This is a genomic window from Klebsiella sp. K5-204, assembly GCF_030128585.1.
In the GTDB taxonomy this organism is placed as follows: domain Bacteria; phylum Pseudomonadota; class Gammaproteobacteria; order Enterobacterales; family Enterobacteriaceae; genus Klebsiella; species Klebsiella quasipneumoniae.
Genome location: NZ_JAKUZS010000012.1, coordinates 46,431 through 72,460, shown reverse-complemented (window position 1 = coordinate 72,460; position 26,030 = coordinate 46,431). Strand labels below are relative to the sequence as shown.

The 26,030-nt window shown below is 58.7% G+C and carries 25 protein-coding genes; 17 read left to right on the top strand and 8 right to left on the bottom strand.

What is annotated here, in order from left to right; genetic code table 11:
* Positions 1-78 precede the first annotated feature (78 nt).
* The 5 genes from ftsN to rraA all read left to right on the top strand — a co-directional run bounded on the left by ftsN (position 79) and on the right by rraA (position 4,578).
* Positions 79-1,044: a cell division protein FtsN gene (ftsN, locus tag MKR05_RS24580; protein ID WP_071997579.1), complete on the top strand. Its 966-nt coding sequence runs from the start codon at positions 79-81 to the stop codon at positions 1,042-1,044.
* A 91-nt stretch (positions 1,045-1,135) separates the two neighbouring features.
* A complete protein-coding gene (gene hslV / locus MKR05_RS24575) occupies positions 1,136-1,666 on the top strand; it encodes an ATP-dependent protease subunit HslV (RefSeq protein WP_002882918.1) in 531 nt (176 codons plus the stop codon).
* Between the two features lie 9 nt (positions 1,667-1,675).
* A complete protein-coding gene (hslU, locus tag MKR05_RS24570) occupies positions 1,676-3,010 on the top strand; it encodes an HslU--HslV peptidase ATPase subunit (RefSeq protein WP_002882917.1) in 1,335 nt (444 codons plus the stop codon).
* A 69-nt stretch (positions 3,011-3,079) separates the two neighbouring features.
* A complete protein-coding gene (gene menA / locus MKR05_RS24565; protein WP_044520919.1) occupies positions 3,080-4,000 on the top strand; it encodes a 1,4-dihydroxy-2-naphthoate polyprenyltransferase in 921 nt (306 codons plus the stop codon).
* A gap of 92 nt (positions 4,001-4,092) precedes the next feature.
* A complete protein-coding gene (gene rraA, locus MKR05_RS24560) occupies positions 4,093-4,578 on the top strand; it encodes a ribonuclease E activity regulator RraA (RefSeq protein ID WP_002882913.1) in 486 nt (161 codons plus the stop codon).
* Positions 4,579-4,639: 61 nt separating this feature from the next.
* On the opposite strand, the gene pfkA is transcribed toward rraA, so the two are convergent.
* From pfkA to cpxP, 3 genes are all read right to left on the bottom strand, one after another.
* Positions 4,640-5,602 (bottom strand): 6-phosphofructokinase, encoded by a 963-nt coding sequence (gene pfkA, locus MKR05_RS24555; protein WP_002882911.1) that lies wholly within the window; start codon positions 5,600-5,602, stop codon positions 4,640-4,642.
* Between the two features lie 196 nt (positions 5,603-5,798).
* Positions 5,799-6,701 (bottom strand): CDF family cation-efflux transporter FieF, encoded by a 903-nt coding sequence (gene fieF / locus MKR05_RS24550; RefSeq protein WP_008807873.1) that lies wholly within the window; start codon positions 6,699-6,701, stop codon positions 5,799-5,801.
* Positions 6,702-6,859: 158 nt separating this feature from the next.
* Complete coding sequence (gene cpxP, locus MKR05_RS24545) at positions 6,860-7,363, bottom strand: cell-envelope stress modulator CpxP (protein ID WP_023291526.1); 504 nt, start codon at positions 7,361-7,363, stop codon at positions 6,860-6,862.
* A 149-nt stretch (positions 7,364-7,512) separates the two neighbouring features.
* Between cpxP and cpxR the strand changes: the two genes are divergently transcribed.
* Positions 7,513-8,211, top strand: a complete 699-nt coding sequence (gene cpxR / locus MKR05_RS24540) for an envelope stress response regulator transcription factor CpxR (RefSeq protein ID WP_004203671.1) — start codon at positions 7,513-7,515, stop codon at positions 8,209-8,211.
* On the top strand, positions 8,208-9,581 hold the full coding sequence (gene cpxA / locus MKR05_RS24535; RefSeq protein ID WP_008807874.1) for an envelope stress sensor histidine kinase CpxA: 1,374 nt from the start codon (positions 8,208-8,210) through the stop codon (positions 9,579-9,581). Before cpxR ends, cpxA begins: the two co-directional genes overlap by 4 nt.
* A gap of 113 nt (positions 9,582-9,694) precedes the next feature.
* On the opposite strand, the gene yiiM is transcribed toward cpxA, so the two are convergent.
* Complete coding sequence (yiiM, locus tag MKR05_RS24530) at positions 9,695-10,369, bottom strand: 6-hydroxyaminopurine reductase (protein ID WP_064158482.1); 675 nt, start codon at positions 10,367-10,369, stop codon at positions 9,695-9,697.
* 72 nt (positions 10,370-10,441) lie between these two features.
* Complete coding sequence (gene sodA / locus MKR05_RS24525) at positions 10,442-11,062, bottom strand: superoxide dismutase [Mn] (RefSeq protein WP_238874831.1); 621 nt, start codon at positions 11,060-11,062, stop codon at positions 10,442-10,444.
* A gap of 288 nt (positions 11,063-11,350) precedes the next feature.
* On the opposite strand from sodA, the gene rhaT reads away from it, so the two are divergent.
* A complete protein-coding gene (rhaT, locus tag MKR05_RS24520; RefSeq protein ID WP_023291524.1) occupies positions 11,351-12,385 on the top strand; it encodes an L-rhamnose/proton symporter RhaT in 1,035 nt (344 codons plus the stop codon).
* A 32-nt stretch (positions 12,386-12,417) separates the two neighbouring features.
* Here the strand turns inward: rhaT and rhaR are convergent, their stop codons facing one another.
* Entirely contained in the window at positions 12,418-13,263 is an 846-nt protein-coding gene (gene rhaR, locus MKR05_RS24515; RefSeq protein WP_004203666.1) for an HTH-type transcriptional activator RhaR, read from the bottom strand.
* A 73-nt stretch (positions 13,264-13,336) separates the two neighbouring features.
* Positions 13,337-14,173: an HTH-type transcriptional activator RhaS gene (gene rhaS, locus MKR05_RS24510; RefSeq protein WP_004203665.1), complete on the bottom strand. Its 837-nt coding sequence runs from the start codon at positions 14,171-14,173 to the stop codon at positions 13,337-13,339.
* 310 nt (positions 14,174-14,483) lie between these two features.
* Here rhaS (MKR05_RS24510) and rhaB point away from each other — a divergent pair, with 310 nt between their 5' ends.
* The 9 genes from rhaB (at position 14,484) to rhaM (ending at position 24,504) form a co-directional block, all read left to right on the top strand.
* Positions 14,484-15,950 (top strand): rhamnulokinase, encoded by a 1,467-nt coding sequence (gene rhaB / locus MKR05_RS24505; RefSeq protein WP_101978042.1) that lies wholly within the window; start codon positions 14,484-14,486, stop codon positions 15,948-15,950.
* Entirely contained in the window at positions 15,947-17,206 is a 1,260-nt protein-coding gene (locus MKR05_RS24500; RefSeq protein ID WP_124074429.1) for an L-rhamnose isomerase, read from the top strand. Before rhaB ends, MKR05_RS24500 begins: the two co-directional genes overlap by 4 nt.
* A gap of 149 nt (positions 17,207-17,355) precedes the next feature.
* The gene (gene rhaD / locus MKR05_RS24495) at positions 17,356-18,186 is read left to right on the top strand and encodes a rhamnulose-1-phosphate aldolase (protein WP_023291521.1); all 831 of its coding nucleotides are present in this window, start codon (positions 17,356-17,358) and stop codon (positions 18,184-18,186) included.
* Between the two features lie 81 nt (positions 18,187-18,267).
* On the top strand, positions 18,268-19,254 hold the full coding sequence (gene rhaS / locus MKR05_RS24490; RefSeq protein ID WP_004203661.1) for a rhamnose ABC transporter substrate-binding protein: 987 nt from the start codon (positions 18,268-18,270) through the stop codon (positions 19,252-19,254).
* Between the two features lie 113 nt (positions 19,255-19,367).
* Entirely contained in the window at positions 19,368-20,879 is a 1,512-nt protein-coding gene (locus MKR05_RS24485; RefSeq protein WP_104466772.1) for a sugar ABC transporter ATP-binding protein, read from the top strand.
* On the top strand, positions 20,876-21,883 hold the full coding sequence (locus tag MKR05_RS24480; RefSeq protein ID WP_162543103.1) for an ABC transporter permease: 1,008 nt from the start codon (positions 20,876-20,878) through the stop codon (positions 21,881-21,883). Before MKR05_RS24485 ends, MKR05_RS24480 begins: the two co-directional genes overlap by 4 nt.
* Positions 21,880-22,884, top strand: coding sequence for an ABC transporter permease (locus MKR05_RS24475; RefSeq protein ID WP_032454468.1), 1,005 nt, complete (start codon positions 21,880-21,882; stop codon positions 22,882-22,884). The genes MKR05_RS24480 and MKR05_RS24475 overlap by 4 nt, the downstream gene beginning before the upstream one ends.
* A gap of 160 nt (positions 22,885-23,044) precedes the next feature.
* On the top strand, positions 23,045-24,193 hold the full coding sequence (fucO, locus tag MKR05_RS24470; RefSeq protein WP_050534182.1) for a lactaldehyde reductase: 1,149 nt from the start codon (positions 23,045-23,047) through the stop codon (positions 24,191-24,193).
* Entirely contained in the window at positions 24,190-24,504 is a 315-nt protein-coding gene (rhaM, locus tag MKR05_RS24465; protein ID WP_023291515.1) for an L-rhamnose mutarotase, read from the top strand. Before fucO ends, rhaM begins: the two co-directional genes overlap by 4 nt.
* 47 nt (positions 24,505-24,551) lie before the next feature.
* On the opposite strand, the gene MKR05_RS24460 is transcribed toward rhaM, so the two are convergent.
* Positions 24,552-25,931, bottom strand: a complete 1,380-nt coding sequence (locus tag MKR05_RS24460; protein ID WP_032429039.1) for a carbohydrate porin — start codon at positions 25,929-25,931, stop codon at positions 24,552-24,554.
* Positions 25,932-26,030 lie beyond the last annotated feature (99 nt).

Genomic DNA, 26,030 nt, shown 5'->3' with positions numbered 1-26,030 from the left:
GCCTGCTCTTCTGGTCAAAGGCCCGCCGCTTAAGTAACATGGCGGGCTGACGAACGAATATAAGACAGCGAAACGATAGTGGCACAACGAGATTATGTACGCCGCAGCCAACCGGCTTCTTCGCGGCGCAAAAAGAGCACTACCCGAAGCTCAAGGAATAAGCAAAGCAGCCTCCCGGCAATTTCACCGGCTATGGTGGCGATCGCGGCGGCTGTGCTGGTGGCCTTTATCGGTGGACTCTATTTCATTACGCACCATAAGAAAGAAGAAGCGGAAGCGATGCAAAATCGCCAGGCCGCCGGCAACGGCTTGCCGCCAAAACCGGAAGAGCGCTGGCGCTATATTAAAGAGCTGGAAAGCCGCCAGCCGGGCGTTCGCGCGCCGACCGAACCGACCGCCGGCGGCGAAGTAATGAAACCGGAGCAACTGACCGACGAACAGCGTCAGCTGCTGGCCCAGATGCAGGCCGATATGCGTCAACAGCCGACTCAGCTGACCGAAGTGCCGTGGAACGAACAAACGCCGGCCCAGCGCCAGCAGACGCTGCAGCGTCAGCGTTTAGCGCAGCAACAGCAGCAGGCGCAACAGCAACAGTGGGCGCAAACTCAGCAGCAGACCGTGCAGCAGCCGCCGCGCGTTCAGCAGCCGAAGCCGGTCCAGCAGCAACAGCCGAAGCAGACCGCGTCAAACCAGCAGCCGTACCAGGATCTGCTGCAGACGCCGGCGCACACTACGACTACGCAGCCGCGCGCGCAGGCCGCCGCGCCAGTGACTCGAGTGGAGGAAGCGCCGAAAACGACCGCCGAGAAAAAAGACGATCGTAGCTGGATGATCCAGTGCGGCTCCTTTAAAGGCGCCGAGCAGGCCGAAACCGTCCGCGCTCAGCTGGCTTTCGAAGGGTTTGCTTCGCACATCACCACCAACAACGGCTGGAACCGCGTGGTCATTGGCCCGCTGAAAGGCAAAGAAAGCGCCAACGAGATGATCACCCGCCTGAAGATGGCTGGACACGCGAACTGCATTCGTCTCGCCGCCAGGGGTTGAAACCCTCAAAATCCCCCCCATCTATAATTGCATTCGGCCCCGCGGACAGCGCGGGGCCCCTGTTCCGCTTTTGCAACCAAGGGGTCTGCTCGTGACTACAATTGTAAGTGTTCGCCGTAACGGCCATGTTGTTATTGCCGGTGATGGCCAGGCCACGCTGGGCAACACCGTAATGAAGGGCAACGTGAAAAAAGTGCGTCGTCTGTACAACGACAAAGTGATTGCCGGTTTCGCTGGCGGCACCGCCGACGCCTTCACGCTGTTCGAACTGTTTGAACGCAAACTGGAAATGCACCAGGGCCATCTGGTGAAGGCCGCCGTTGAGCTGGCTAAAGACTGGCGAACCGATCGGATGTTGCGCAAGCTGGAAGCGCTGCTGGCCGTCGCGGACGAAAACGCGTCGCTTATCATCACCGGTAACGGTGACGTGGTACAGCCGGAAAACGATTTGATTGCTATCGGCTCCGGCGGTCCTTACGCCCAGGCCGCGGCCCGCGCGCTGCTGGAAAACACCGATATGGGCGCGCGCGATATCGCCGAGAAAGCGTTGGATATTGCAGGTGATATCTGCATCTATACCAACCATTTCCACACCATCGAAGAATTACCTTCTAAAGCGTAAGGATCTCCCATGTCTGAAATGACCCCACGCGAAATTGTCAGCGAACTGGACAAACACATTATCGGCCAGGACGCCGCCAAGCGTTCTGTTGCTATCGCCCTGCGTAACCGCTGGCGCCGGATGCAGCTTAACGAAGAGCTGCGTCATGAAGTCACGCCGAAAAACATTCTGATGATCGGCCCAACCGGCGTCGGTAAAACCGAAATCGCTCGTCGTCTGGCGAAACTGGCCAACGCGCCGTTTATTAAAGTTGAAGCGACGAAGTTCACCGAAGTGGGCTATGTCGGTAAAGAAGTGGACTCTATCATCCGCGATCTGACCGATGCGGCGATCAAAATGGTTCGTATGCAGTCCATCGATAAGAACCGTTACCGCGCGGAAGAGCTGGCGGAAGAGCGCGTGCTTGACGTGCTGATCCCACCGGCGAAGAACAACTGGGGCCAGACTGAGCCGTCGCAGGAACCGTCTGCGGCGCGCCAGGCGTTCCGTAAGAAACTGCGCGAAGGCCAGCTGGACGATAAAGAGATTGAAATCGATCTCGCTGCGGCGCCGATGGGCGTTGAAATCATGTCCCCTCCGGGCATGGAAGAGATGACCAGCCAGCTGCAGTCCATGTTCCAGAACCTCGGCGGCCAGAAGCAGAAACCGCGTAAGCTGAAAATCAAAGACGCGATGAAGCTGCTGATTGAAGAAGAAGCGGCCAAACTGGTCAATCCGGAAGAGCTGAAGCAGGAAGCCATCGACGCTGTTGAGCAGCACGGTATCGTCTTTATCGACGAAATCGACAAAATCTGTAAGCGCGGCGGCAACACCTCCGGCCCGGACGTCTCCCGTGAAGGCGTACAGCGCGACCTGCTGCCGCTGGTGGAAGGCTGCACCGTCTCCACCAAGCACGGGATGGTCAAGACCGACCACATCCTGTTTATCGCCTCCGGCGCGTTCCAGGTGGCCAGCCCGTCCGATCTGATCCCGGAACTGCAGGGGCGTCTGCCGATCCGCGTTGAGCTGAAGGCGCTGACCACCCATGACTTCGAGCGCATCCTGACCGAACCGAACGCCTCCATCACCGTGCAGTACAAGGCGCTGATGGCGACCGAAGGGGTGAATATCGAATTCACCGAAGACGGTATCAAGCGTATCGCTCAGGCCGCATGGCAGGTAAACGAAACCACCGAGAACATCGGCGCGCGCCGTCTGCACACCGTGCTGGAGCGCCTGGTGGAAGATATCTCCTATGATGCCAGCGAGATGAACGGCCAGACCGTCACTATCGATGCCGAATATGTGAGTAAGCACCTGGATGTTCTGGTGGCAGATGAAGATCTGAGCCGTTTTATCCTATAATCCGGTGCAATGCATTTTCATCACTGTTGATGGGGGCTATCGCCCCCATTTTTATTGGCTAAAATAACTATGACTGATATCAGCCGTTCTCAGGCGTGGCTGGAAAGCCTGCGTCCTAAAACGTTACCGCTGGCGTTTGCCGCGATTATTGTTGGCACCGTCCTTGCCTGGGAGCAGGGGCATTTTGATCCCTGGGTCGCTCTGCTGGCGCTGATCACCGCCGGCTTGCTGCAAATTCTTTCCAACCTCGCCAATGACTACGGCGACGCGGTCAAGGGGAGCGATAAACCGGACCGCATCGGGCCGCTGCGCGGGATGCAGAAAGGGGTGATTACCCCCCAGCAGATGAAGCGCGCCTTGATTGTCACCGTCGCGCTGATCTGTCTGTTTGGTCTGGCGCTACTGTGCGTCGCCTGGCAGAGCGTCGGCGATTTCATCGGTTTCCTCGCGCTGGGTGGCCTGTCGATCGTGGCCGCCATCACCTACACAGTGGGCACCCGCCCGTATGGTTATATTGGCCTCGGTGATATTTCGGTACTCGTTTTCTTCGGCTGGCTGAGCGTCCTCGGCAGCTGGTATCTGCAAGCCCACAATGTGGAAGCGGCCATTTTTCTGCCGGCAACGGCCTGCGGTCTGCTGGCGACCGCCGTACTGAACATCAATAACCTGCGTGATATCGACAGCGACCGGCAGAACGGGAAGAACACCCTCGCCGTGCGCCTGGGGCCGGTCAATGCCCGCCGCTATCATGCCTGCCTGCTGCTCGGCGCCCTGCTGTGTCTGGCGCTGTTTAACCTGCTGGCGCTGCATTCTGCCTGGGGCTGGCTGTTTATTCTCGCCACGCCGATGCTGGTCAAACAGGCGCGTTACGTCCTGCGCGAATCCGATCCGCTGGCGATGCGGCCGATGCTCGAAAAGACGGTCAAAGGGGCTTTGCTGACCAACCTGCTGTTTGTTATCGGGATTATTGCCAGTAAGCTGGCGGCTTAACTGACAAATATCAATTAACAATTGATGATTTTGCCAACAATGCGATTCGCGGGATATACTAAAAACTCTCGCAGCAACTGAACGTTAAGCCTATGAAATACGATACTTCCGAGCTTTGTGACATCTACCAGGAAGATGTCAACGTCGTGGAACCGCTGTTCTCTAACTTTGGAGGACGGTCGTCGTTTGGTGGACAGATCATTACGGTAAAATGTTTCGAGGATAACGGGTTGCTCTACGATCTGCTCGAGCAGAATGGCCGTGGTCATATTCTCCTGATCGACGGCGGCGGCTCAGTACGACGCGCGTTAATTGACGCTGACCTGGCGCGTCTGGCCGTACAGAATGAATGGGAAGGGTTGGTGGTCTATGGCGCGGTGCGCCAGGTTGACGACCTTGAGGAACTGGATATCGGCATCCAGGCGCTGGCGGCCATTCCGGTCGGCGCGGCTGGCGAAGGCATCGGCGAAAGCGACGTGCGCGTCAATTTCGGCGGCGTGACCTTCTTCAGCGGCGACCATCTGTATGCCGATAACACCGGGATGATTCTGTCGGAAGACCCGCTGGATATCGAATAAACCTTGCGCCATAAAAAAGGCCTTCTCCATGAGAAGGCCTTTTGTTTATCCGGCGCGTAACTTAGTACAGTTTCTTCGCGCAATCCAGCCAGTCGTTCTTGAACGGACGCTTCATGTTCTCGATGGCATCGATGATGTCGTGGTGCACCAGCTTCTCGTTCTGGATGCCGACGCAACGGCCGCCATGGCCCTGCAGCAGCAGCTCAATCGCATAGGCGCCCATGCGGGAAGCCAGGATACGGTCGTAAGGAACCGGGGAACCGCCGCGCTGAATGTGGCCGAGGACGGTAGCGCGGGTTTCACGGCCGGTCTCTTTCTCGATGTAGCTTGCCAGCTCGTCAACGTCGCACATGTGCTCGGTGATCGCCACGATAGCGTGTTTCTTCCCTTTCGCGATGCCGGCTTTGATTTCCGCTACCAGATCGTCACGGGTATATTCCACTTCCGGCACCATGATGAACTCACAGCCGCCGGCAATCGCCGCCGCCAGAGTCAGGTCGCCACAGTAACGGCCCATCACTTCCACCACGGAGATACGTTGGTGCGAAGAGGAGGTGTCGCGCAGACGGTCAATCGCTTCCACCACGGTGCTCAGAGCGGTGAAGAAGCCGATGGTGTAGTCAGTGCCTTTGATATCGTTGTCGATGGTGCCCGGCAGGCCGATGCACGGGAAGCCCATCTCGGTCAGGCGCATCGCCCCCATATAGGACCCGTCACCACCGATAACCACCAGCGCGTCCAGGCCACGCTTCTTCATGTTTTCGATAGCCACTGCGCGGATGTGTTCTTCGCGGAATTCCGGGAAGCGAGCGGAGCCCAGGAAGGTGCCGCCGCGGTTGATCATGTCGGAAACGCTGTAACGGTCGAGCTGAACCATACGGTCTTCGTACAAGCCGAGGTAACCGTCATAGATTCCAAAAACTTCCAGACCTTCCGTTAATGCCGCGCGCACAACGCCACGAATTGCTGCGTTCATGCCCGGCGCATCACCGCCACTTGTCAACACACCGATTTTCTTAATCATGACTACCTCTGAACTTAGGAAGCAAAAAATAATTCTGTTGCCTGAAGCGCTCCCTCACCAGGAGTGCACGACGCTAATGACAATAGTATATCAAACGCCTCAAGCTGAATTGATTCAGGTCAGACCAAACGGCGGTAATTTATACAAAAAATGCCGAGTTGACCCACATTTTTACATCGAGTTTACAGACTATAACCTAACGCTCAAAAAAGCCCTGCTGCGCCGCCGGCACCACAGAACTGGGATCCTGATGGATAATGACATCGGAACCCGGGAAACGGCGCAGAATCGCCTGCTCCACCTGGTCTGCAATCACGTGGGCTTGCACCAGCGGGAGGTTATCTTCCATTTCCAAATGAATCTGAATAAAGCGGGTCGGCCCTGACTGCCGCGTTCGTAGATCGTGCGCCCCGCGGATGCCGGGCCATGCGGTCACGATGGTGATAATGTCCTGACGCTCCTCGTCAGGCAAAGCGCGGTCGAGTAACGACTGAACCGCCTCATAGCCCATCCGCAGCGCGCTATATAAAATATAGATGCCAATTCCTAAGGCAAACAACGCATCGGCGCGATGCCAGCCGTACCAGGAGAGGCCCAGCGCCACCAGAATGGCGCCGTTCATCATAACATCAGACTGATAATGAAGCATATCCGCCCGCACCGCCTGGCTTTGGGTTTTTCGCACCACCCAGCGCTGGAAGGTCACCAGCGCCAGCGTGCTGAACAGGGCAATCAACGTGACGACAACCCCGACGCCGGCGGCCTGTAGCGGCTCCGGACGCACCAGGTGCTGAATACCGGTAAGAAACAGAAACAGCGCCGAACCGGAGATAAACATGCTTTGCGCCAGCGCCGCCAGCGACTCCGCTTTGCCGTGGCCAAAGGTATGTTCTTCATCAGCAGGCTGCAGCGAATAGCGCACCACCAGCAGGTTGGTCAGCGAGGCGGCAATATCCACCAGCGAATCCACCAGCGCGGCCAGAATACTGACTGAACCGGTATACCACCACGCAAAAATTTTGATCAAAAGTAACGCGGAGGCCATCGCCGTCGCAGCGATAGCGGCGCGACTGACCAACCGGCCATAAGATTGATTCATATAGGCTCCTTCTCCTGCACTGCGCTTAGTATAACCTGAACTGGTGACGCTCACGGGACAGGCGAAGAAGTTGATTTGCCGAAAAAAGGACAAAAAAAACCCCCACATCATGTGGGGGAAGACAGGGATGGTGTCTATGGCAAGGAAAACAGGGTTTGTTACTGGGGTTGCAGGGTGTTGCTACTACTCGAAAGCATCATCGCTGAGCCTTTCTGCGTCCTTGCAACCTCACGCAACTGATCCATACGTTGCTGGTGCTTAGCATTTAAAACCGCTTGCTGCTCTGGCGTAAGCAGGTGGTACATCTGGTTGCGGACCTTAGCCATCTCGACCTGGCGAGCAACCTGTTCCTGCGCCATCTTTTCTGCCTGAGCGCGCACAGCGTTTTCATCAAAATTTTCTGCGGTGACAAGGCGATGCATTGTCTCCATTTCGCTAACATTAACGGGGAGCCTGTCGTGGCGTGCCCGTTGCATAAGATCCCGTAACTGCTGACGTTGCTGCTCGGTTAAACTTATGCCGTCAAACATATGGCTCTGGCTACCGCGCTGTCCCCCTTCGTCTCCGGGGAGCCAGTTAACGCTGGTAACGACTTCAGCGGCCTGGCTATATGCACTTAGCGCCAGCGTTGAGGCCATGACGGCAGCGATAACATTGCGCATCACATACTCCCAAAACGTTTGTGTCGCGATTCAACGAGAGACAGTCTACGATTCAGGCTGCAAACATGCGTCAGGGGGTGTAAAACAACGTAAAGTCATGGATTAGCGGGCCTTGATGACGTAATTTCTGCCTCGGAGGTATTTAAACAATGAATAAAATCCTGTTAGTTGATGATGACCGGGAGCTCACCTCCCTGTTAAAAGAGCTGCTCGATATGGAAGGTTTTAACGTGCTGGTGGCCCATGATGGGGAACAGGCGCTGGCCCTTCTGGACGACAGCATTGATTTATTGCTGCTCGACGTAATGATGCCGAAGAAAAACGGTATCGATACGCTTAAAGAGCTGCGTCAGACACACCAGACTCCGGTTATCATGCTAACAGCGCGCGGGAGCGAGCTGGATCGCGTTCTCGGCCTCGAGCTGGGCGCAGATGACTATTTGCCTAAGCCGTTCAACGATCGCGAACTGGTGGCGCGTATACGCGCGATTCTGCGCCGTTCCCACTGGAGCGAACAGCAGCAGACGACCGAAGCCGGCTCGCCGACCCTGGAAGTGGATGCCTTAAGCCTCAATCCGGGCCGTCAGGAAGCCAATTTCGATGGCCAGACGCTGGAGCTCACCGGCACCGAGTTCACCCTGCTCTATCTGTTAGCGCAGCATCTCGGCCAGGTGGTGTCACGCGAACATTTAAGCCAGGAAGTGTTAGGCAAGCGCCTGACGCCGTTCGACCGCGCCATCGATATGCATATTTCCAACCTGCGGCGTAAGCTGCCGGAGCGCAAAGATGGCCATCCGTGGTTTAAAACGCTGCGTGGCCGCGGGTATCTGATGGTTTCCGCTTCATGATTGGAAGTTTGACTGCACGCATCTTCGCCATCTTCTGGCTCACGCTGGCGCTGGTGTTGATGCTGGTGCTGATGCTGCCCAAACTGGACTCCCGGCAGATGACCGAGCTGCTGGAAAGCGAGCAGCGTCAAGGCATCATGATCGAGCAGCACGTCGAGGCCGAGCTGGCCAACGATCCGCCAAACGACCTGATGTGGTGGCGTCGTCTGTTTCGCGCCATCGATAAATGGGCGCCTCCGGGTCAGCGCCTGCTGCTGGTGACCAGCGAAGGCCGCGTGATCGGCGCAGAACGCAACGAGATGCAGATCATTCGCAACTTTATCGGCCAGGCCGATAACGCCGATCATCCGCAGAAAAAACGCTATGGCCGCCTGGAAATGGTGGGCCCGTTCTCCGTCAGGGATGGGGAGGATAACTATCAGCTGTATCTGATCCGTCCCGCCAGCACCTCACAATCCGACTTTATCAACCTGCTGTTTGACCGGCCGCTGCTGCTGCTGATCGTCACAATGCTGGTTAGCGCCCCGCTGCTGCTGTGGCTGGCGTGGAGCCTGGCGAAACCGGCGCGTAAGCTGAAAAATGCCGCTGACGAGGTCGCCCAGGGCAACCTGCGGCAGCATCCGGAGCTGGAAGCCGGACCGCAGGAGTTTTTAGCCGCCGGCGCCAGCTTTAACCAGATGGTGACGGCCCTGGAGCGGATGATGACCAGCCAGCAACGGCTGCTGTCCGATATCTCGCACGAGCTGCGCACGCCGCTCACGCGCCTGCAGCTGGGCACCGCCCTGCTGCGCCGCCGCAGCGGTGAGAGCAAAGAGCTGGAGCGTATCGAAACTGAAGCGCACCGACTGGACAGCATGATCAACGACCTGCTGGTGATGTCGCGCAATCAGGCGAAAAACGCCCTGGTGAGCGAGACGGTCAAAGCCAATCAGCTGTGGGGCGAAGTGCTGGACAACGCGGCGTTTGAAGCCGAGCAGATGGGTAAATCGTTCACCGTTGAGTATCCGCCGGGTCCGTGGCCGCTGTACGGTAACCCCAATGCGCTGGAAAGCGCGCTGGAGAATATCGTCCGCAACGCCCTGCGCTACTCGCACACGAAGATTTCCGTCAGCTTCTCAGTGGATAAAGACGGGATTACGGTTAACGTCGATGACGACGGCCCGGGAGTCAGCCCGGAGGATCGCGAGCAGATTTTCCGGCCATTCTACCGGACCGACGAGGCGCGCGACCGCGAGTCCGGCGGCACCGGCCTGGGGCTGGCGATTGTCGAAACCGCTATTCAGCAGCACCGTGGCTGGGTGAAGGCCGACGACAGCCCGCTGGGCGGTCTGCGCTTAACCCTCTGGCTACCGCTGTATAAGCGGACCTGACGCTGACCCGGCCTGCGCTGCGCCGGGTTACCGCCAGGAACGGTCAGGTCGCCCGGGTAAGGCGCTTGCGCCGCTACCCGGGAGACGCTGCGGAAAGCGCCAATATGGGGGAATTATTTCCCCCACAATCGCCGTGAATTATCCTCGATCTTGCCGCTTAAACGCCGCTTCTGCATGGTTCGGCTCCAGCTCACCGACAGGCCCGCTGCCGACAATAAGCGGTGGTACTGATCGTCATCAAACGGCATATGCCAGGCAATCGCCCCGGCCTCATGGACGCTGACATCGCTCAGGCGAGAGACCAGTTCGAGCGGCGCATCGCTGGAGACTTGCCCCCCGGCGATCACCCGGTACAACCAGCCGGTCTTCCCGCTGTTTTGCATCAGCTGCGCCATATCACCGATCGCAAAATGAAAGTTGAGCTTGAAGCACGGAGAGCGCGGCTGGGTGACCTGGATCAGCGCCTCGCCCCAGCGAAAGATATCGCCAATGTAGACGTTTTGTTCGGTGAGGCCGGTAGTGGAGAGGTTTTCACCGAACGCCGGGGCGCAGAACCGATCGGCCTGCTGGGGGAATTCACGGATCCAGTCGGCATAGTGTTCGCGCGGATAGTGACACAGCGCGCGGTCCGGCCCGCCGTGTATTTTCTTCTCCGCCTGCTCATCCCCTTCGAGACCGAGATCGCCGAGCTGCAACTCGCCGTCAACCTGGATTTTGCCGATCGCGCTGGGACGACTGCCCGTGTAGTCCCTGATTTTGCCGACAAAGACATTCACCGGATAATGCATGTCTGCTCTCCTTGCTACCGATATAAAAAAAGCGAGCCATCAGACTCGCTTCTCTCTTAGCACATTGCAACCTTATTTTTTGGCGGCAAAACGCGCTGCAGCTTCGTCCCAGTTCACCACGTCCCAGAAGGCTTTGATGTAGTCCGGGCGACGGTTCTGGAATTTCAGGTAGTAAGCGTGTTCCCACACGTCCAGACCCAGGATCGGGAAGCCGGAAGCGCCGGAAATGGCTTCGCCCATCAGCGGGGAATCCTGGTTTGCGGTGGAGACAACGGCCAGTTTGTCACCTTTCAGGACCAGCCACGCCCAGCCGGAACCGAAACGGGTCGCAGCGGCTTTTTCGAATTCCGCTTTGAAGTTGTCCACAGAGCCGAAATCGCGCTCGATAGCCGCTTTCAGGTCGCCCTGCAGGGTGGTACCGGTTTTCAGGCCTTTCCAGAACAGGCTGTGGTTCGCGTGGCCGCCGGCGTTGTTACGCAGTACGGTTTTTTTGTCAGCCGGCAGCTGATCCAGCTTGGTGATCAGCTCTTCAGCGGACAGGTTAGCGAACTCCGGCAGGCTTTGCAGCGCGGCGTTGGCATTGTTCACGTAGGTCTGGTGGTGTTTGGTGTGATGGATCTCCATCGTCTGCTTGTCGAAGTGCGGTTCCAGAGCATCGTAAGCGTACGGCAGGGATGGCAGGGTATAGCTCATAATCATCTCCATTATTGTCGAGCGGCTCAAGTGTTAACGCCGCGTAAGCAGTTTGTCCATTATAGTTAATTAAATGGTATTGAAAATGCTTATCAATGCCGTATTTTTCATATGGATATAACCAGAAGAAATACCCGTCGTTTTGTGATGTAGAACAACTAATTAAGCCCATGGTTGCCAGAGTTCGCCATCCTGTGGCAACGTCCTGAAGGCGGCCAAAGCGGCTAATTTTTACACTCATCGCATCGGAAGCCGCCGTCTCCGATAAAAAAGATGAGGATAAAATCAATGAACCACGCGATTACGATGGGTATTTTTTGGCATTTGATAGGGGCCGCCAGTGCCGCCTGTTTCTATGCCCCGTTCAAGAAAGTAAAACACTGGTCGTGGGAAACCATGTGGTCGGTCGGGGGGATCGTCTCCTGGCTGATCCTGCCCTGGGCCATCAGCGCCACCCTGTTACCCGATTTCTGGGCCTACTACCGCTCCTTTAACGCCTCCACGCTGCTGCCGGTCTTTCTGTTCGGCGCCATGTGGGGCATCGGTAATATCAACTATGGCCTGACCATGCGCTATCTCGGCATGTCGATGGGGATTGGCATCGCCATTGGCATCACGCTGATTGTCGGTACGCTGATGACGCCGATTATTAACGGTCAGTTTTCGGTGCTGATGCACACCCAGGGCGGTCAAATGACGCTGCTCGGCGTGCTGGTGGCGGTGGTTGGCGTTGGCATCGTCACCCGCGCGGGCCAGCTGAAAGAGCGCAAAATGGGCATCAAAGCCGAAGAGTTCAATCTGAAGAAAGGGCTTCTGCTGGCGGTGATGTGCGGTATCTTCTCGGCAGGGATGTCGTTCGCGATGAACGCCGCCAAACCGATGCATGATGCCGCCGCGGCGCTCGGCGTCGACCCGTTATATGCGGCGCTGCCAAGCTACGTGGTGATTATGGGCGGCGGGGCGCTGGTCAACCTTGGCTTCTGCTTTATTCGTCTGGCGAAAGTGAAGACCCTGTCAGTCAAAGCCGATTTCTCACTGGCCAAACCGCTCATCATCAGCAACCTGCTGCTTTCCGCCCTCGGCGGCCTGATGTGGTATCTCCAGTTCTTCTTCTATGCCTGGGGCCACGCCAGCATTCCGGCGCAGTATGACTATATGAGCTGGATGCTGCACATGAGTTTCTACGTACTGTGCGGCGGTCTGGTGGGTCTGGTGCTGAAAGAGTGGAACAACGCCGGTCGTCGTCCGGTGAGCGTCCTGAGCCTCGGCTGCGTGGTGATCATCATCGCCGCCAACATCGTCGGTCTGGGAATGGCCAGTTAAGCACCGGATCATCTGCCTGACAAAGACGCTCTTCAGGCGGCGGCGCGACTGCGCTGCCGCCACTGCCCCGGCGACATGCCGATTTCCCGGCTGAACACCACCGAAAAGTAGTTACTGTCCTCAAAGCCGCACTGCATGGCGATATCACCGATTAAGCGCTCAGTATGCTGCAACAGATACTGCGCATGGCAGATCCGTAGCTGGCGTAAATAGTGATTGATGGTCATGCCGGTTTGCTGGCGAAATTGCTGCCGTAGCGCCCGCTCGCTGCCGCCCTCCTGCTCGCAGAAACGCTCCAGGACAAAGGGTCGGCTCAGGCTGGCCGCCAGCGCGGCCAGCAGTTTGTCCAACAGCGCTTCGCGCTGCGTCGCCGCCAGATTATCCGTCGCGTAGCGATGGCGCTGGAGGGTCAGCGCCAGCTGAGCAAACAGCAGCTCGGCCATCGCATTCCCCTGCGCATCGTGCCGGGAACACTCATGCTCAAGCTGGCTAATTACCTGGCGCGCCTGCGCCATACCGGTGCTGCCCATGCGCCAGTGGGGCTTCCACGGGGTGCCAAAAAGGCCAGGGATCGCCCCCGCCCAGTCGAAATTGAGCTGCAGCCGCTCCGGGCAATAGATGATGTTCTGCAGAACCAGATCGTTAACGGAAGCATAGGAGTGTTTATCTTCGGCGCGAATATAGAACAGATCGCCGCGGGTAATGCGCCAGGGACGGTCGTTGAGAACGTGCAGCCCGTTGCCCCGCCACACCAGCACCAGCTCGCAGAACTCATGAGTGTGTTCAGCGAAGACGTTTTGCGGGTAGCGGTCGGCCACCGCCACCGCCTGCGTGGCGGAAGGGAAAAACTCCTCTTTACGTAGAATCAGACCGGCCACGGCTCACACTCCCAACGCGGATAACGGCGCATTATTCGCGTTTTTGGTCCGCAATACGTTGACTCCTCTCGCGTTACTGAAGAATAGCGTCGCGCCCCTGGCGGATATCGCGCGGCGACCAGGAAAACTCGCGGCGAAAAAGCGTCGAAAAGTGGTTACTGTCGCCGAATCCGCAGCGATAGGCGATATCAGTCACGCTTTCATCGCTGTGGCGCAGCAGGTGGCGGGCTTTCATCAGGCGCACCCGGTTGAGATAGCGCTGCGGCGTCAGGCCGGTCTGCTGCTTCAGCTGGCGGTGTAGAGTACGCAGCGACAGCGAAAACTGCGCCGCCACCTCCTCCCAGCAGATCTCCTGCGCAAAATGGTCTTCCAGCCAGGCCAGCAGCTGATTCAGCCGCGCATCGTTGTTGGTGGCCTCTTCCGCAAGGCTGCTTTTCCGCAGCAGCACCAGCAGCTGCATAAACAGGATCTCACGGCTGGCGACGGCATGGGTATCCGTTTCGCTCCCCATGGCCTCCATCTGCGCCACGATATGCCGCACCTGCTGCAGGACCGTCTGGTTCACCCGCCAGTGCGATGGGTAGTTGCCCTCCTGCTCCTGGGGCAGCAGCTGGCTGACCCCGGCGAGAAAACGAAACGCATCCGGCGCGCGATAGAGCACGTTGGTCAGACACAGATTGTCCGTGTGCTCGTAAAGATGCCGGTCGTGATCGCGAATAAAGCAGACCGAGCCGCCGCCGATGGTATAAGGCTGGCCATTGAAGACGTGAATGCCCGTGCCCTGCTCCACGATGACAATTTCATGGAAATCATGGTGATGCTCCGGAAAGGCCGACTGAGGGAGGCGGGGTTCAATAGCCACCGTCGAGATCCCGGCCTTAAAGAAATCCGTACTGTGCAATATGGTCATGATGCCACCCTCGTAATGAGAAAAATTATCAGTCACCGGCTGATAGTAATGAAGGGTTGGCTATCCGGCCTTCAATTTTTGACCGCGAAATTCGTAAATCCTGCCGCTTTTTCAAGAATCAGCCGGAAAGATGCGGAACTGCGGACCCCATCACATCCTCCTCACCACCGCCCAAAACCGCAATTTGTGATTTTCCTCACGGTCACCTTTGCTTTCTTGCCAGCGGCCAGTTTCGGCTGTCCGTAGCGAGAAGGTGTTAGTCAGCGCCCTTTTTTAGACTGCGGACAATGATTTTAAGAAGGGTCGTTCCATGAGTATTCGTCATTGTGTCGCCGTCGATTTAGGCGCCTCCAGCGGGCGGGTCATGCTCGCCAGCTATCAGTCCGGGCCGCGCGCCCTGACGCTGCGTGAAATTCATCGCTTCACCAACAGCCTGCAGAAGGTGGATGGCTTCGACTGCTGGGATCTCGATAGCCTCGAAGGCGAGATCCGCCGCGGGCTGGAGAAAGTGTGTGAGCAGGGCATCCTGATCGACAGCATCGGCATCGATACCTGGGGCGTGGATTATGTCCTGCTGGATAAGCAGGGTCAGCGCGTCGGGCTGCCGGTCTCCTATCGTGACGACCGCACCCAGGGCCTGCTACGTCACGCTGAAGAACAGCTGGGCCGGGCGGAGATCTATCGCCGCAGCGGCATTCAGTTTCTGCCGTTTAACACCCTTTATCAGCTGCGCGCCCTGGTGGAGCAGCAGCCGGAGCTGGTCAGTCAGGCCGCCCATGCCGTGCTGATCCCCGACTATTTCAGCTTCCGCCTGACCGGCAATCTGAACTGGGAATATACCAACGCCACCACCACCCAGCTGGTCAACATCCACAGCGATAGCTGGGATGAGACGCTGCTGAACTGGACCGGCGCGCCGCGCGAATGGTTCGGTGCGCCGACGCATCCCGGCAACGTTATCGGCCACTGGATTTGTCCGCAGGGTAATAACATCCCGGTGGTCGCCGTCGCCAGCCACGACACCGCCAGCGCGGTGATCGCCTCCCCGCTGGCCGACCGCCATGCCGCCTATCTCTCCTCCGGGACCTGGTCGCTGATGGGGTTTGAAAGCCTGACCCCGTACACCTGCGACGCGGCGCTGCAGGCCAATATCACCAACGAAGGCGGGGCCGAAGGCCGCTATCGGGTGCTGAAAAATATTATGGGCCTGTGGCTGCTGCAGCGGGTGCTGAAAGAGCAAAACGTCAGCGACCTGCAGGGGCTAATCGCCCGCACCGCCGCGCTGCCGGCGTGCCGCTTCATCATTGACTGCAATGACGACCGCTTTATCAACCCGGCCAGTATGAGCGCCGAGATCCAGGCCGCCTGCCGCGGATCCGGTCAGCCGGTGCCTGACAGCGACGCCGAACTGGCGCGCTGCATTTTCGACAGCCTGGCGCTGCTCTACGCCCGGGTGCTTAACGAGCTGGCGGCGCTGCGCGGCCAGCCCTTCAGCCAGCTGCATATCGTCGGCGGCGGCTGCCAGAACGAACTGCTCAACCAGCTGTGCGCCGACGCCTGCGGGATCACCGTCGTGGCCGGCCCGACAGAGGCCTCCACCCTCGGCAATATCGGCATCCAGCTAATGACCCTCGACGAGCTGGCCAGCGTCGATGAGTTTCGTCAGGTGGTGCGCGGCAACGCGTCCCTCACCACCTTTACCCCCAATCCTGATAGTGAAATTGCCCGTTTCGTGGCGCAGTTTCAGCCACAACAGACCAAGGAGCTTTGCGCATGACCACTCAACTTGAACAAGCCTGGGAAATTGCTAAGCAGCGCTACGCCGCCGTCGGCGTGGATGTCGAGGAGGCCCTGCGCCAGCTGGACCGTCTGCCCGTATCCATGCACTGCTGGCAGGGTGACGACGTCGCCGGGTTCGAAAATCCGGCGGGAAGCCTGACCGGCGGCATCCAGGCCACCGGCAACTACCCGGGCAAAGCGCGCAATGCTCAGGAGCTACGCGCCGACCTTGAGCAGGCGCTGAGCCTGATCCCGGGGCCAAAGCGTCTCAACCTGCACGCTATTTATCTGGAATCCGACGCGCCGGTGGCGCGCAATGAGATTAAGCCGGAGCACTTTAAAAACTGGGTTGAGTGGGCGAAAACCAACAAACTGGGGCTGGATTTCAACCCCTCCTGCTTCTCGCATCCGCTGAGCGCCGACGGCTTTACCCTGTCGCATGCCAACGCTGAGATCCGCCAGTTCTGGATCGACCATTGCAAAGCCAGCCGCCGCGTATCCGCTTATTTTGGCGAACAGCTGGGCACCCCGTCGGTGATGAATATCTGGGTGCCGGACGGCATGAAGGATATTACCGTTGACCGCTTCGCGCCGCGCCAGCGGCTGCTGAACGCGCTGGATGAAGTCATCAGCGAAAAATTCGACCCGGCGCATCACATTGACGCTGTGGAGAGCAAGCTGTTCGGTATCGGCGCCGAAAGCTACACCGTCGGCTCCAACGAGTTCTATATGGGCTACGCCACCAGCCGCCAGACGGCGCTGTGCCTGGATGCCGGCCACTTCCACCCGACGGAGGTCATCTCCGACAAGATCTCCGCCGCCATGCTCTACATCCCGCGTCTGCTGCTGCACGTCAGCCGCCCGGTGCGCTGGGACAGCGACCACGTGGTGCTGCTGGATGATGAGACCCAGGCCATCGCCAGCGAAATCATTCGCCATAACCTGTTTGACCGCGTGCACATCGGCCTCGACTTCTTCGATGCCTCCATCAACCGCATCGCGGCCTGGGTGATTGGTACCCGCAATATGAAAAAAGCGCTGCTGCGCGCCCTGCTGGAACCGACCGACCAGCTGCGCCAGCTGGAGAACGACGGCGATTACACCGCCCGCCTGGCGCTGCTCGAAGAGCAAAAATCCCTGCCGTGGCAGGCCATCTGGGAGATGTACTGCCAGCGTCACGACACGCCGGCGGGCAGCCAGTGGCTGGACAACGTGCGGGCTTATGAGAATGCGGTTCTGAGCCAGCGCGGGTAATGCACGGGCTTCCCCGGGTCGCGGCTGACGCCTTACCCGGGCTACGAACCGGTAGCCCGGATAAGCCGTTTACGGCGCAATCCGGGGGCACGCACATATTTAGGGTGAGGGGGTCAACCCCTCACCGAATCAACAGGAAAGACAAGACTATGCAGAACATTATCGACGCCTGGTTCGTCCAGGGCATGATCAAAGCCACCTCCGACGCCTGGCTGAAAGGCTGGGACGAGCGCAACGGCGGCAACCTGACGCTGCGTCTGGATGAGGCGGATATCGAACCTTACGTGGCGGATTTCCACGCTAAACCGCGCTATATCGCCCTCAGCCAGCCGATGCCAACCCTGGCTAACCAGCCGTTTATCGTCACCGGCTCCGGCAAATTCTTCCGTAATGTCCAGCTCGACCCGGCCGCTAACCTTGGCGTGGTGAAAGTCGACAGCGACGGCGCGGGATACCATATCCTGTGGGGTCTGACGGAGGATGCAGTGCCGACCTCCGAGCTGCCGGCACACTTCCTGTCGCACAGCGAGCGCATCAAACTGACCGACGGCAAGGACCGGGTGATCATGCACTGTCATGCCACCAACCTGATCGCCCTGACCTACGTCCTGGAGAACCACAGCGATCTGTTCACTCGCAAGCTGTGGGAAGGCAGCACCGAATGTCTGGTGGTCTTCCCGGACGGCGTCGGCATTCTGCCGTGGATGGTGCCAGGCACCGATGAAATCGGCCAGGCGACTGCGGAAACCATGCAAAAACACTCGCTGGTGCTGTGGCCGTTCCACGGCGTCTTCGGCAGCGGCCCAACCCTGGATGAGACCTTCGGCCTGATCGACACCGCCGAGAAGTCCGCCGAAGTGCTGGTGAAAGTCTTGTCCATGGGCGGTATGAAGCAGACCATCACTCGCGAAGAGCTTATCGCCCTTGGCAAACGCTTCAACGTGCAGCCGCTGCAGTCCGCGTTAGATCTTTATCCATAACAACATCGCGCCCCGCTCACCGAGACGGGGCGAAGCCTCACCTGCAAACCCTACAAAACTGACTCATGTGGAGTAAAAGCAATGAAAACAAAGACAAGCTTGATCCTCACCGTTGCCGCCCTGGCGTTGTCCGGTTCCGCCTTAGCAGAAGTCAAAATCGCCCTCGTGGCGAAATCGCTGGGAAATGGCTTCTTCGAAGCCGCCAACGTTGGCGCCCAACAGGCAGCCAAAGAGTTAGGTGATGTCAAAGTGATCTACACCGGCCCGACCACCACTACCGCCGAAGCGCAGATCGACGTGCTGAACGGGTTGATCGCCCAGGGGGTGGATGCGATCGCCATTTCCGCTAACGATCCGGACGCGGTGGTGCCGGTGCTGAAAAAAGCGATGCAGCGCGGCATCAAGGTGGTCTCGTGGGACTCCGGCGTGGCGCCGGCAGGCCGCCAAATCCATCTTAATCCCTCCAATAACGCCTTAATTGGCGAGACCAACGTCAAGCTCGCCGCCGATGCGCTGAAGGCGCTGAACGTGGAGAAGGGGGATGTGGCAGTGTTAAGCGCCACTCCGACCTCCACTAACCAGAATATCTGGATTGAGGAGATGAAAAAGGTGCTGCCGCAGTATCCGTCCGTAAACCTTGTCACGGTCGCCTACGGTGACGATCTGTCGGATAAAAGCTACCGCGAAGCGGTGGGCCTGCTGAAATCATATCCGGACCTGAAAGTCATTGTTTCGCCTTCGTCGGTGGGGATCGTTGCCGCCGCGCAGGCGGTGAAGGACCAGGGCAAAATCGGCAAAGTGTATGTCACCGGGCTGGGGCTGCCGTCGGAAATGGCCGGCGCGATCAAGTCTGGCGCCAGCAAAAGTTTCGCCATCTGGAACCCGATTGACCTGGGCTACGCCGCCACCTATCTGGCCGACGATTTAGTCAAAGGCACCGCGACCAAAACCGAAGCCAGTATGGGCAAGCTGGGCAAAGTGAAGCTGGATGCAGAGGGGAACGGCGCGATGGCCGAGCCGTTTGTCTACGATGCGAGCAACATCGATAAGTTCTCGAAGATTTTCTAACCCTTGTTCCCTCACCCCGGCCCTCTGCGCGATGCGGCCAGCGGGCGCCGGACCGTTCCCTCTCCCCTTTGGGGAGAGAGTTAGGGTGAGGGGCGATTTTACGGAGAACTATCATGTCAGCATCAACGCCACTGCTGTCGCTGAAGGGCATCACCAAGATTTTTCCCGGTGTGCGTGCCCTTGAGAACGTACAGCTTGATCTCTGGCCCGGCAAAGTGACCGCCCTCATCGGCGAAAACGGCGCGGGGAAATCCACGCTGGTCAAAGTCATGACCGGTATTTATCAGCCCGAAGAGGGGGAGATCCTCTATAAAGCGATCCCCATTCATCTGCCGACGCCGGAATCGGCGCACAAGGTGGGGATCACCGCCATTCACCAGGAAACCGTGCTGTTTGACGAACTCTCGGTCAGCGAAAACATTTTCGTCGGCCAGTATCTGTATAAGGGGCTGTTCAAAACGCTCGACTGGCCCGCGATGCATCGCCGGGCTGGCGAGATCCTCGCCCGGCTTGAAGTTCTGATCGACCCGCGCGCCACGCTGAAAACGCTCAGCATCGCCCAACGGCACATGGTGGCGATTGCCCGGGCGCTGGCTTTCGACGCCCAGGTGGTGATCCTGGATGAGCCGACCGCCGCGCTCTCGCAACATGAAATTCTGGAGTTTTATCAGATCGTTGAGCGTCTGAAGCAGGACGGCAAAGCGATCCTGTTTATCTCGCATAAGTTCGATGAAATTTTCGAGCTGGCGGACTACTACACCATTCTGCGCGACGGCGTTTACGTCAGCTCCGGAGCGATAAACGACATCACCGAAGAGCGGATGGTGGCGATGATGGTGGGCCGCGCGATTACCCAAACCTACCCGAAAGTTGACTGTACCCCAGGGGAAACGGTGCTGGAGGTAAACGATCTTTGTCATCCTACCGAGTTTGCCCATATCAGCTTCAGCCTGCGCAAGGGAGAAATTCTCGGCTTTTACGGCCTGGTGGGCGCCGGACGCACCGAGCTGATGCAGGCGCTCTCCGGCGTAACGCATCCCTCCTCCGGCGAGATCCGGCTGAACGGCAGCCCCATGCGCTTTCGCCAGCCCGCCGACGCCATCCGCGCGGGCATCGTCTGCGTACCGGAAGAGCGGCAGAAACAGGGGGCGATCATCGCCCTGCCCATCGCCCAAAACATCAGTCTGCCGCAGCTCAGTAAGCTCAACCCTAACGGCGTCCTGAACGACGCCCGGGAATGGCGGCTGGCGGACGAGTACGCCTCGCGCCTGCAGGTTAAAGCCTTCAGTTGGCGGCAGCCGGTGGAGACCCTCTCCGGCGGCAACCAGCAGAAAGTGGTGATCGGCAAATGGCTGGCGACCCATCCCGAGGTGATTATCCTCGACGAGCCGACCAAAGGCATCGATATCGGCTCAAAAGCCGCCGTGCATCAGTTTATGTCCGAGCTGGTCAGCCAGGGGCTGGCGGTGATTATGGTCTCGTCAGAGTTGCCGGAAGTGATGGGCATGGCCGACCGGATTATCGTGATGCACGAAGGGCTGATGGTCGCCGAGTACCGGGCCGGAGAAGCGACGGCGGAAACCATCGTCAGCGCCGCCAGCGGCATTGGCCAGGAGGCAGCATGATGGGACACGCATGGCTGAAGCATCGCGAAGCGCTGCTGGCGGTGGTCATCATTTTGATGATCGGCGCCATTGGCAGCCGGGCGCCATCGTTCGTTTCACCGGGCAATCTGGTGGAGATGTTTAACGATACCGCCATCCTTATCATCCTCGCCCTCGGGCAGATGATGGTGCTGCTCACCAAAGGCATCGATCTGTCGATGGCCGCCAACCTGGCGCTGACCGGGATGATCGTCGCCCTGCTTAACGCCCACTATCCGGGTATTCCGGTGGTGGCGCTGCTGGCGCTGGCAACCCTGCTGGGCCTGCTGATGGGGGTGATTAACGGCCTGCTGGTCTGGCGCCTCGGCATTCCCGCCATCGTGGTGACCCTGGGCACCATGAGCATTTATCGCGGCATTATCTTTCTGCTGACCGACGGCGGCTGGGTTAACTCACATCAGATGAGCGCTGATTTCCTCAGTCTGCCGCGCAGCGCCCTCCTGGGATTGCCGCTGCTGAGCTGGTGCGCCATCGCCGCGCTGCTGCTGGTGGGTTATTTCCTGCGCTACAGCCGCACCGGCCGGGCCTTATACACCGCAGGCGGCAACGCGACGGCGGCGTACTACACCGGTATTAACGCCGGGAAAATGCAGTTCGTCAGCTTCTGTCTCTCCGGCGCGCTGGCCGGCTTCTGCGGCTATCTGTGGATCTCGCGCTTCGCCGTTGCCTATGTCGACGTAGCGAACGGCTTTGAACTGCAGGTGGTCGCCGCCTGCGTGATCGGCGGTATCAGCACCATGGGCGGATGCGGACGGGTGCTGGGCTGCCTGTGCGGCGCGCTGTTCCTCGGCGTCATCAATAATGCCCTGCCGGTGATCGGCATCTCGCCGTTCTGGCAAATGGCGATTTCCGGGGCGGTGATCGTCATGGCGGTGCTGCTTAACGAGCGCGGCAATCGCGGTCACGGGCGGTTAATCCTGCGTAACGCGGCGCTAGCCCGGCAGAAACAGGGGGTGAAATCATGAGCAAGATGATGGTATCTGAAGAGATGAAAAACGCCCCGGCCGCGCCGTCGCCGCTGCGCCGCCTGCTGTGCTGGGAAGGGTTTTTACTGGCGGTCACCCTGGCGGTATTTATCGGCAACGCCCTGGCTTCCCCTTATTTCCTTAATATCTGGAACCTGTCGGACGCCACCTTCACCTTTACCGAGAAGGCGATCGTCGTCCTGCCGATGGCGATGCTGATTATCGCCCGGGAAATCGATCTGTCGGTAGCCTCGACGATGGCGCTCAGCTCAACGGTGATGGGCTTCTGCGCGGCGGCGGGGATGGATACGCCGCTGCTGGTATTGGTCGGGTTGGGCGTGGGTCTGCTGTGCGGCCTGTTCAACGGTATCCTGGTGACGCGTTTTAACCTGTCGTCGATCGTGATCACCATCGGCACCATGAGCCTGTATCGCGGCATCACCTATATCCTGCTGGGCGATCAGGCGCTCAACCACTACCCGGAGAGCTTTGCCTGGTTCGGCCAGGGGTACGTGTGGGGCGCGCTCTCTTTTGAGTTTGCGTTGTTTATTCTCCTCGCGGCCGCCTTCACCTTCCTGCTGCATAAAACCAACTTTGGTCGCCGGACCTACGCCATCGGCAATAACCCGACCGGCGCCTGGTACTCCGGGATCAACGTGAAGCGCCATAACCTGGCGCTGTTCGCGCTGGTCGGGCTGATGGCCGGACTGGCGGCGGTCCTGCTGACCTCACGGCTCGGCAGTACCCGCCCTACCCTGGCGATGGGCTGGGAGCTGGCGGTTGTCACCATGGCGGTGCTCGGCGGTGTCAATATTCTCGGCGGCTCCGGCAGCATGCCCGGAGTGATCATCGCCGCCTTTCTGATGGGGCTGGTGACCTTCGGCCTGAGCCTGCTCAACGTCCCCGGCATCGTGATGTCGGTGATTATCGGCGCGATGCTGATCGTGGTTATCTCCCTGCCGATTATGACCCGGCGGATGCTGCAGCGAAGACGATGTTAATTTCCCCCTCGCCCTAAATCCCGGAGGCGGTGCTACGCACCTGTCCTGGCTACCGGCCTGCAGACGCCAGTGAACCTGTAGCCCGGGTAAGGCGCCAGCCGCGACCCGGGAGCGGGTGAAGGGAAACGGATTACCCAAATCAACATTAAGGAGAATTATCATGAGTTTTATGTTGGCACTACCTAAAATTAGCCTCCACGGCGCAGGCGCTATCGGCGATATGGTCAAGCTGGTAGCGGGCAAACAGTGGGGCAAGGCGCTGATCGTCACCGACGGGCAGCTGGTGAAGCTGGGCCTGCTGGACAGTCTGTTTTCCGCGCTGGATGAACAGCAGATGGCATATCAGCTGTTTGACGACGTGTTCCCCAACCCTACCGAAGCGCTGGTGCAGCAAGGCTATGCGGCGTACCAGGCGGCCCGCTGCGATTACCTGATCGCCTTCGGCGGCGGCAGCCCGATTGATACCGCCAAGGCGATAAAAATCCTCACCGCCAACCCTGGCCCCTCCACAGCCTATTCCGGCGTCGGCAAAGTGAAAAACGCTGGCGTGCCGCTGGTGGCCATCAACACCACTGCCGGCACGGCGGCGGAGATGACCAGCAACGCAGTGATTATCGATAGCGAGCGTCAGGTAAAAGAGGTGATTATCGACCCGAACCTGATCCCGGATATCGCCGTCGACGACGCCAGCGTGATGCTCGACATCCCGCCAGCCGTTACCGCCGCCACCGGCATGGACGCCCTGACCCACGCCATCGAGGCCTTTGTCTCCGTTGGCGCCCATCCCCTGACCGACGCCAACGCCCTCGAGGCCATCCGCCTGATCAACCTGTGGCTGCCGAAAGCGGTAGACGATGGACACGATCTGCAGGCCCGCGAGCAGATGGCGTTTGGCCAGTATCTGGCGGGCATGGCGTTCAACAGCGCCGGCCTCGGGCTGGTACACGCCCTGGCCCATCAGCCTGGCGCCACCCACAACCTGCCGCACGGGGTGTGCAACGCCATCCTGCTGCCGATCATCGAAAACTTTAACCGCCCGAACGCCGTGGCGCGCTTCGCCCGCGTGGCGCAGGCGATGGGTGTCGATACCCGCGGCATGAGCGATGAAGCCGCCAGCATGGAGGCCATCAACGCCATTCGCGCGCTGAGCAAACGCGTGGGGATCCCCCAGGGCTTCAGCCAGCTTGGCGTCAGCAAAGCCGATATCGAAGGCTGGCTGGACAAAGCGCTGGCCGACCCGTGCGCGCCATGTAACCCGCGCCCCGCCAGCCGCGATGAGGTCCGCGAGCTCTATCTGGAGGCATTATGATCCGTAAAGCCTTTGTCATGCAGGTGAACCCCGACGCGCACGAGGAGTACCAGCGCCGTCATAACCCCATCTGGCCGGAGCTGGAGGCTACGCTGAAAGCCCACGGCGCGCACCACTACGCCATCTATCTCGATAAAGAACGCCACCTGCTGTTCGCCACGGTGGAGATTGAATCCGAAGCGCGCTGGAACGCCGTCGCCGGGACCGAGGTATGCCAGCGCTGGTGGCAGCATATGCGTGATGTGATGCCTGCCAATCCGGACAACAGTCCGGTGAGCGCGGAGCTTAAAGAGGTGTTTTATCTGGAGTAAAACTACGGCTGCCCCGTAGTGCTGAGCGGGGCAGCCGTTTCAAGCTCTTAGAAGAAGTACTTAAAACGCACGCGCGCGCCGTAGCGATCGTCGTCATCGCTCTGGCTCAGCTTATTGTCGCTATCCAGAATGGAGTAATAGGCGCCGAGATAGATATTAAAGTTCTGCATATTCATCACGTTCGGAATTTGATACGACGCGTGGAAGGTATGAATATTGTAGGTGCCTTCATCCTTAATCCAGCAATCGTTATCGCAAATCACCCCGGCATAATCGCTGATTTTGTTATGCGCGTAGATATATCCCAGCTCGAAGCGCCGCCACAGCGCGTTCACCCCGGCGGTCAAATCCTGTTCGTTGCTGGCGTCCATATAAGCGGTGTTCAGATTCACCACCACCCCGTCCTCCGGGTCGCGCTTCAGGCCGTTCCAGGTCATGGTCAGGCCATAGCCGGTGCGCCCCGACTGATCGATAAAGTTGCCCTGGGCATCTTTATAGCCGTAGGCGTTCTGCACCACGTTCGCTTCCATGGCCGCGGCAACGGAAAATTCGTCTTTCGCCCATGACACCACCGGACGCAAATAGGCGACGTTCTTTTTCTGCTCCATATCTCGACCATGGTAGCCATCGTTGTCGTACAGCGACGTACCGTCTTCCAGCAGGGTGTTGAGCTCAAAATACCAGTTATCAAGCTGCTTGCTCAGCAGAAAGTTGCCGCCTGCGTCAGAGCGGCCGCGCCCCTCTTTCATCATATAGATATAGCCATGGCCGTCGCTGTAGAGGTCGTTGGCGGTATTACCGGAGTGCTCGACGAAGGTGTCCTGGTTCAGCGGGAACATATCGTACGCTTCAAAGCGCCCCACTTTCACCTTCCAGTCGTTCTCCTGACCAAAGAAGAAAACCGCGTCGTCGAGGTTCATCGAGCCGGTCATATCCGCCAGCGGCTGGACAGAGAAACCGGCAAAATAGCCGTTATCCGTTTTGCGGATACCGTCGAAGCCGAGCAGGATACGGCCGTTTAAATCCCACTTATCGTAGGTGGGATCGCTGCCGACATCGGCGTTGGTCATCGCCAGCAGACCGTGTTTGCTTTCCGCGTCCATGTTGAACTCCACGTCGCCGTAGATTTTCAGATCGCCATAGCCGGATAATTTCAGCTCCGGGACGCTAAGATTCTTTTTACTCTCCGCGGTTGCTGCCGCGCTGTTTACCGGCACACGAGTTTGCGCCGCCTGAATCGCGGCATTCTGCTTCGCCTGCAAATCCCGCACCTGGCCTTCCGCTACCGTCGCCCGGCTTTCCGCGGCGGCTAGCCGCGCTTCAAGCTGTTCCATTCGTTGTTCCAGCGTCAGTTGATTATTTTTTCCGACCGCCGATCCCGTCATTAAACACAAGCCTAGCGCTATTGATAATGTTGTTTTATTCATTTTTATTTTCCCAGAGGTAAAAGGTGGGATAAGGTGAATAAAAATATTCACCTTTTATATTTTGATTTTTATTTAGCAGAAGAATGAATGAAATAACGT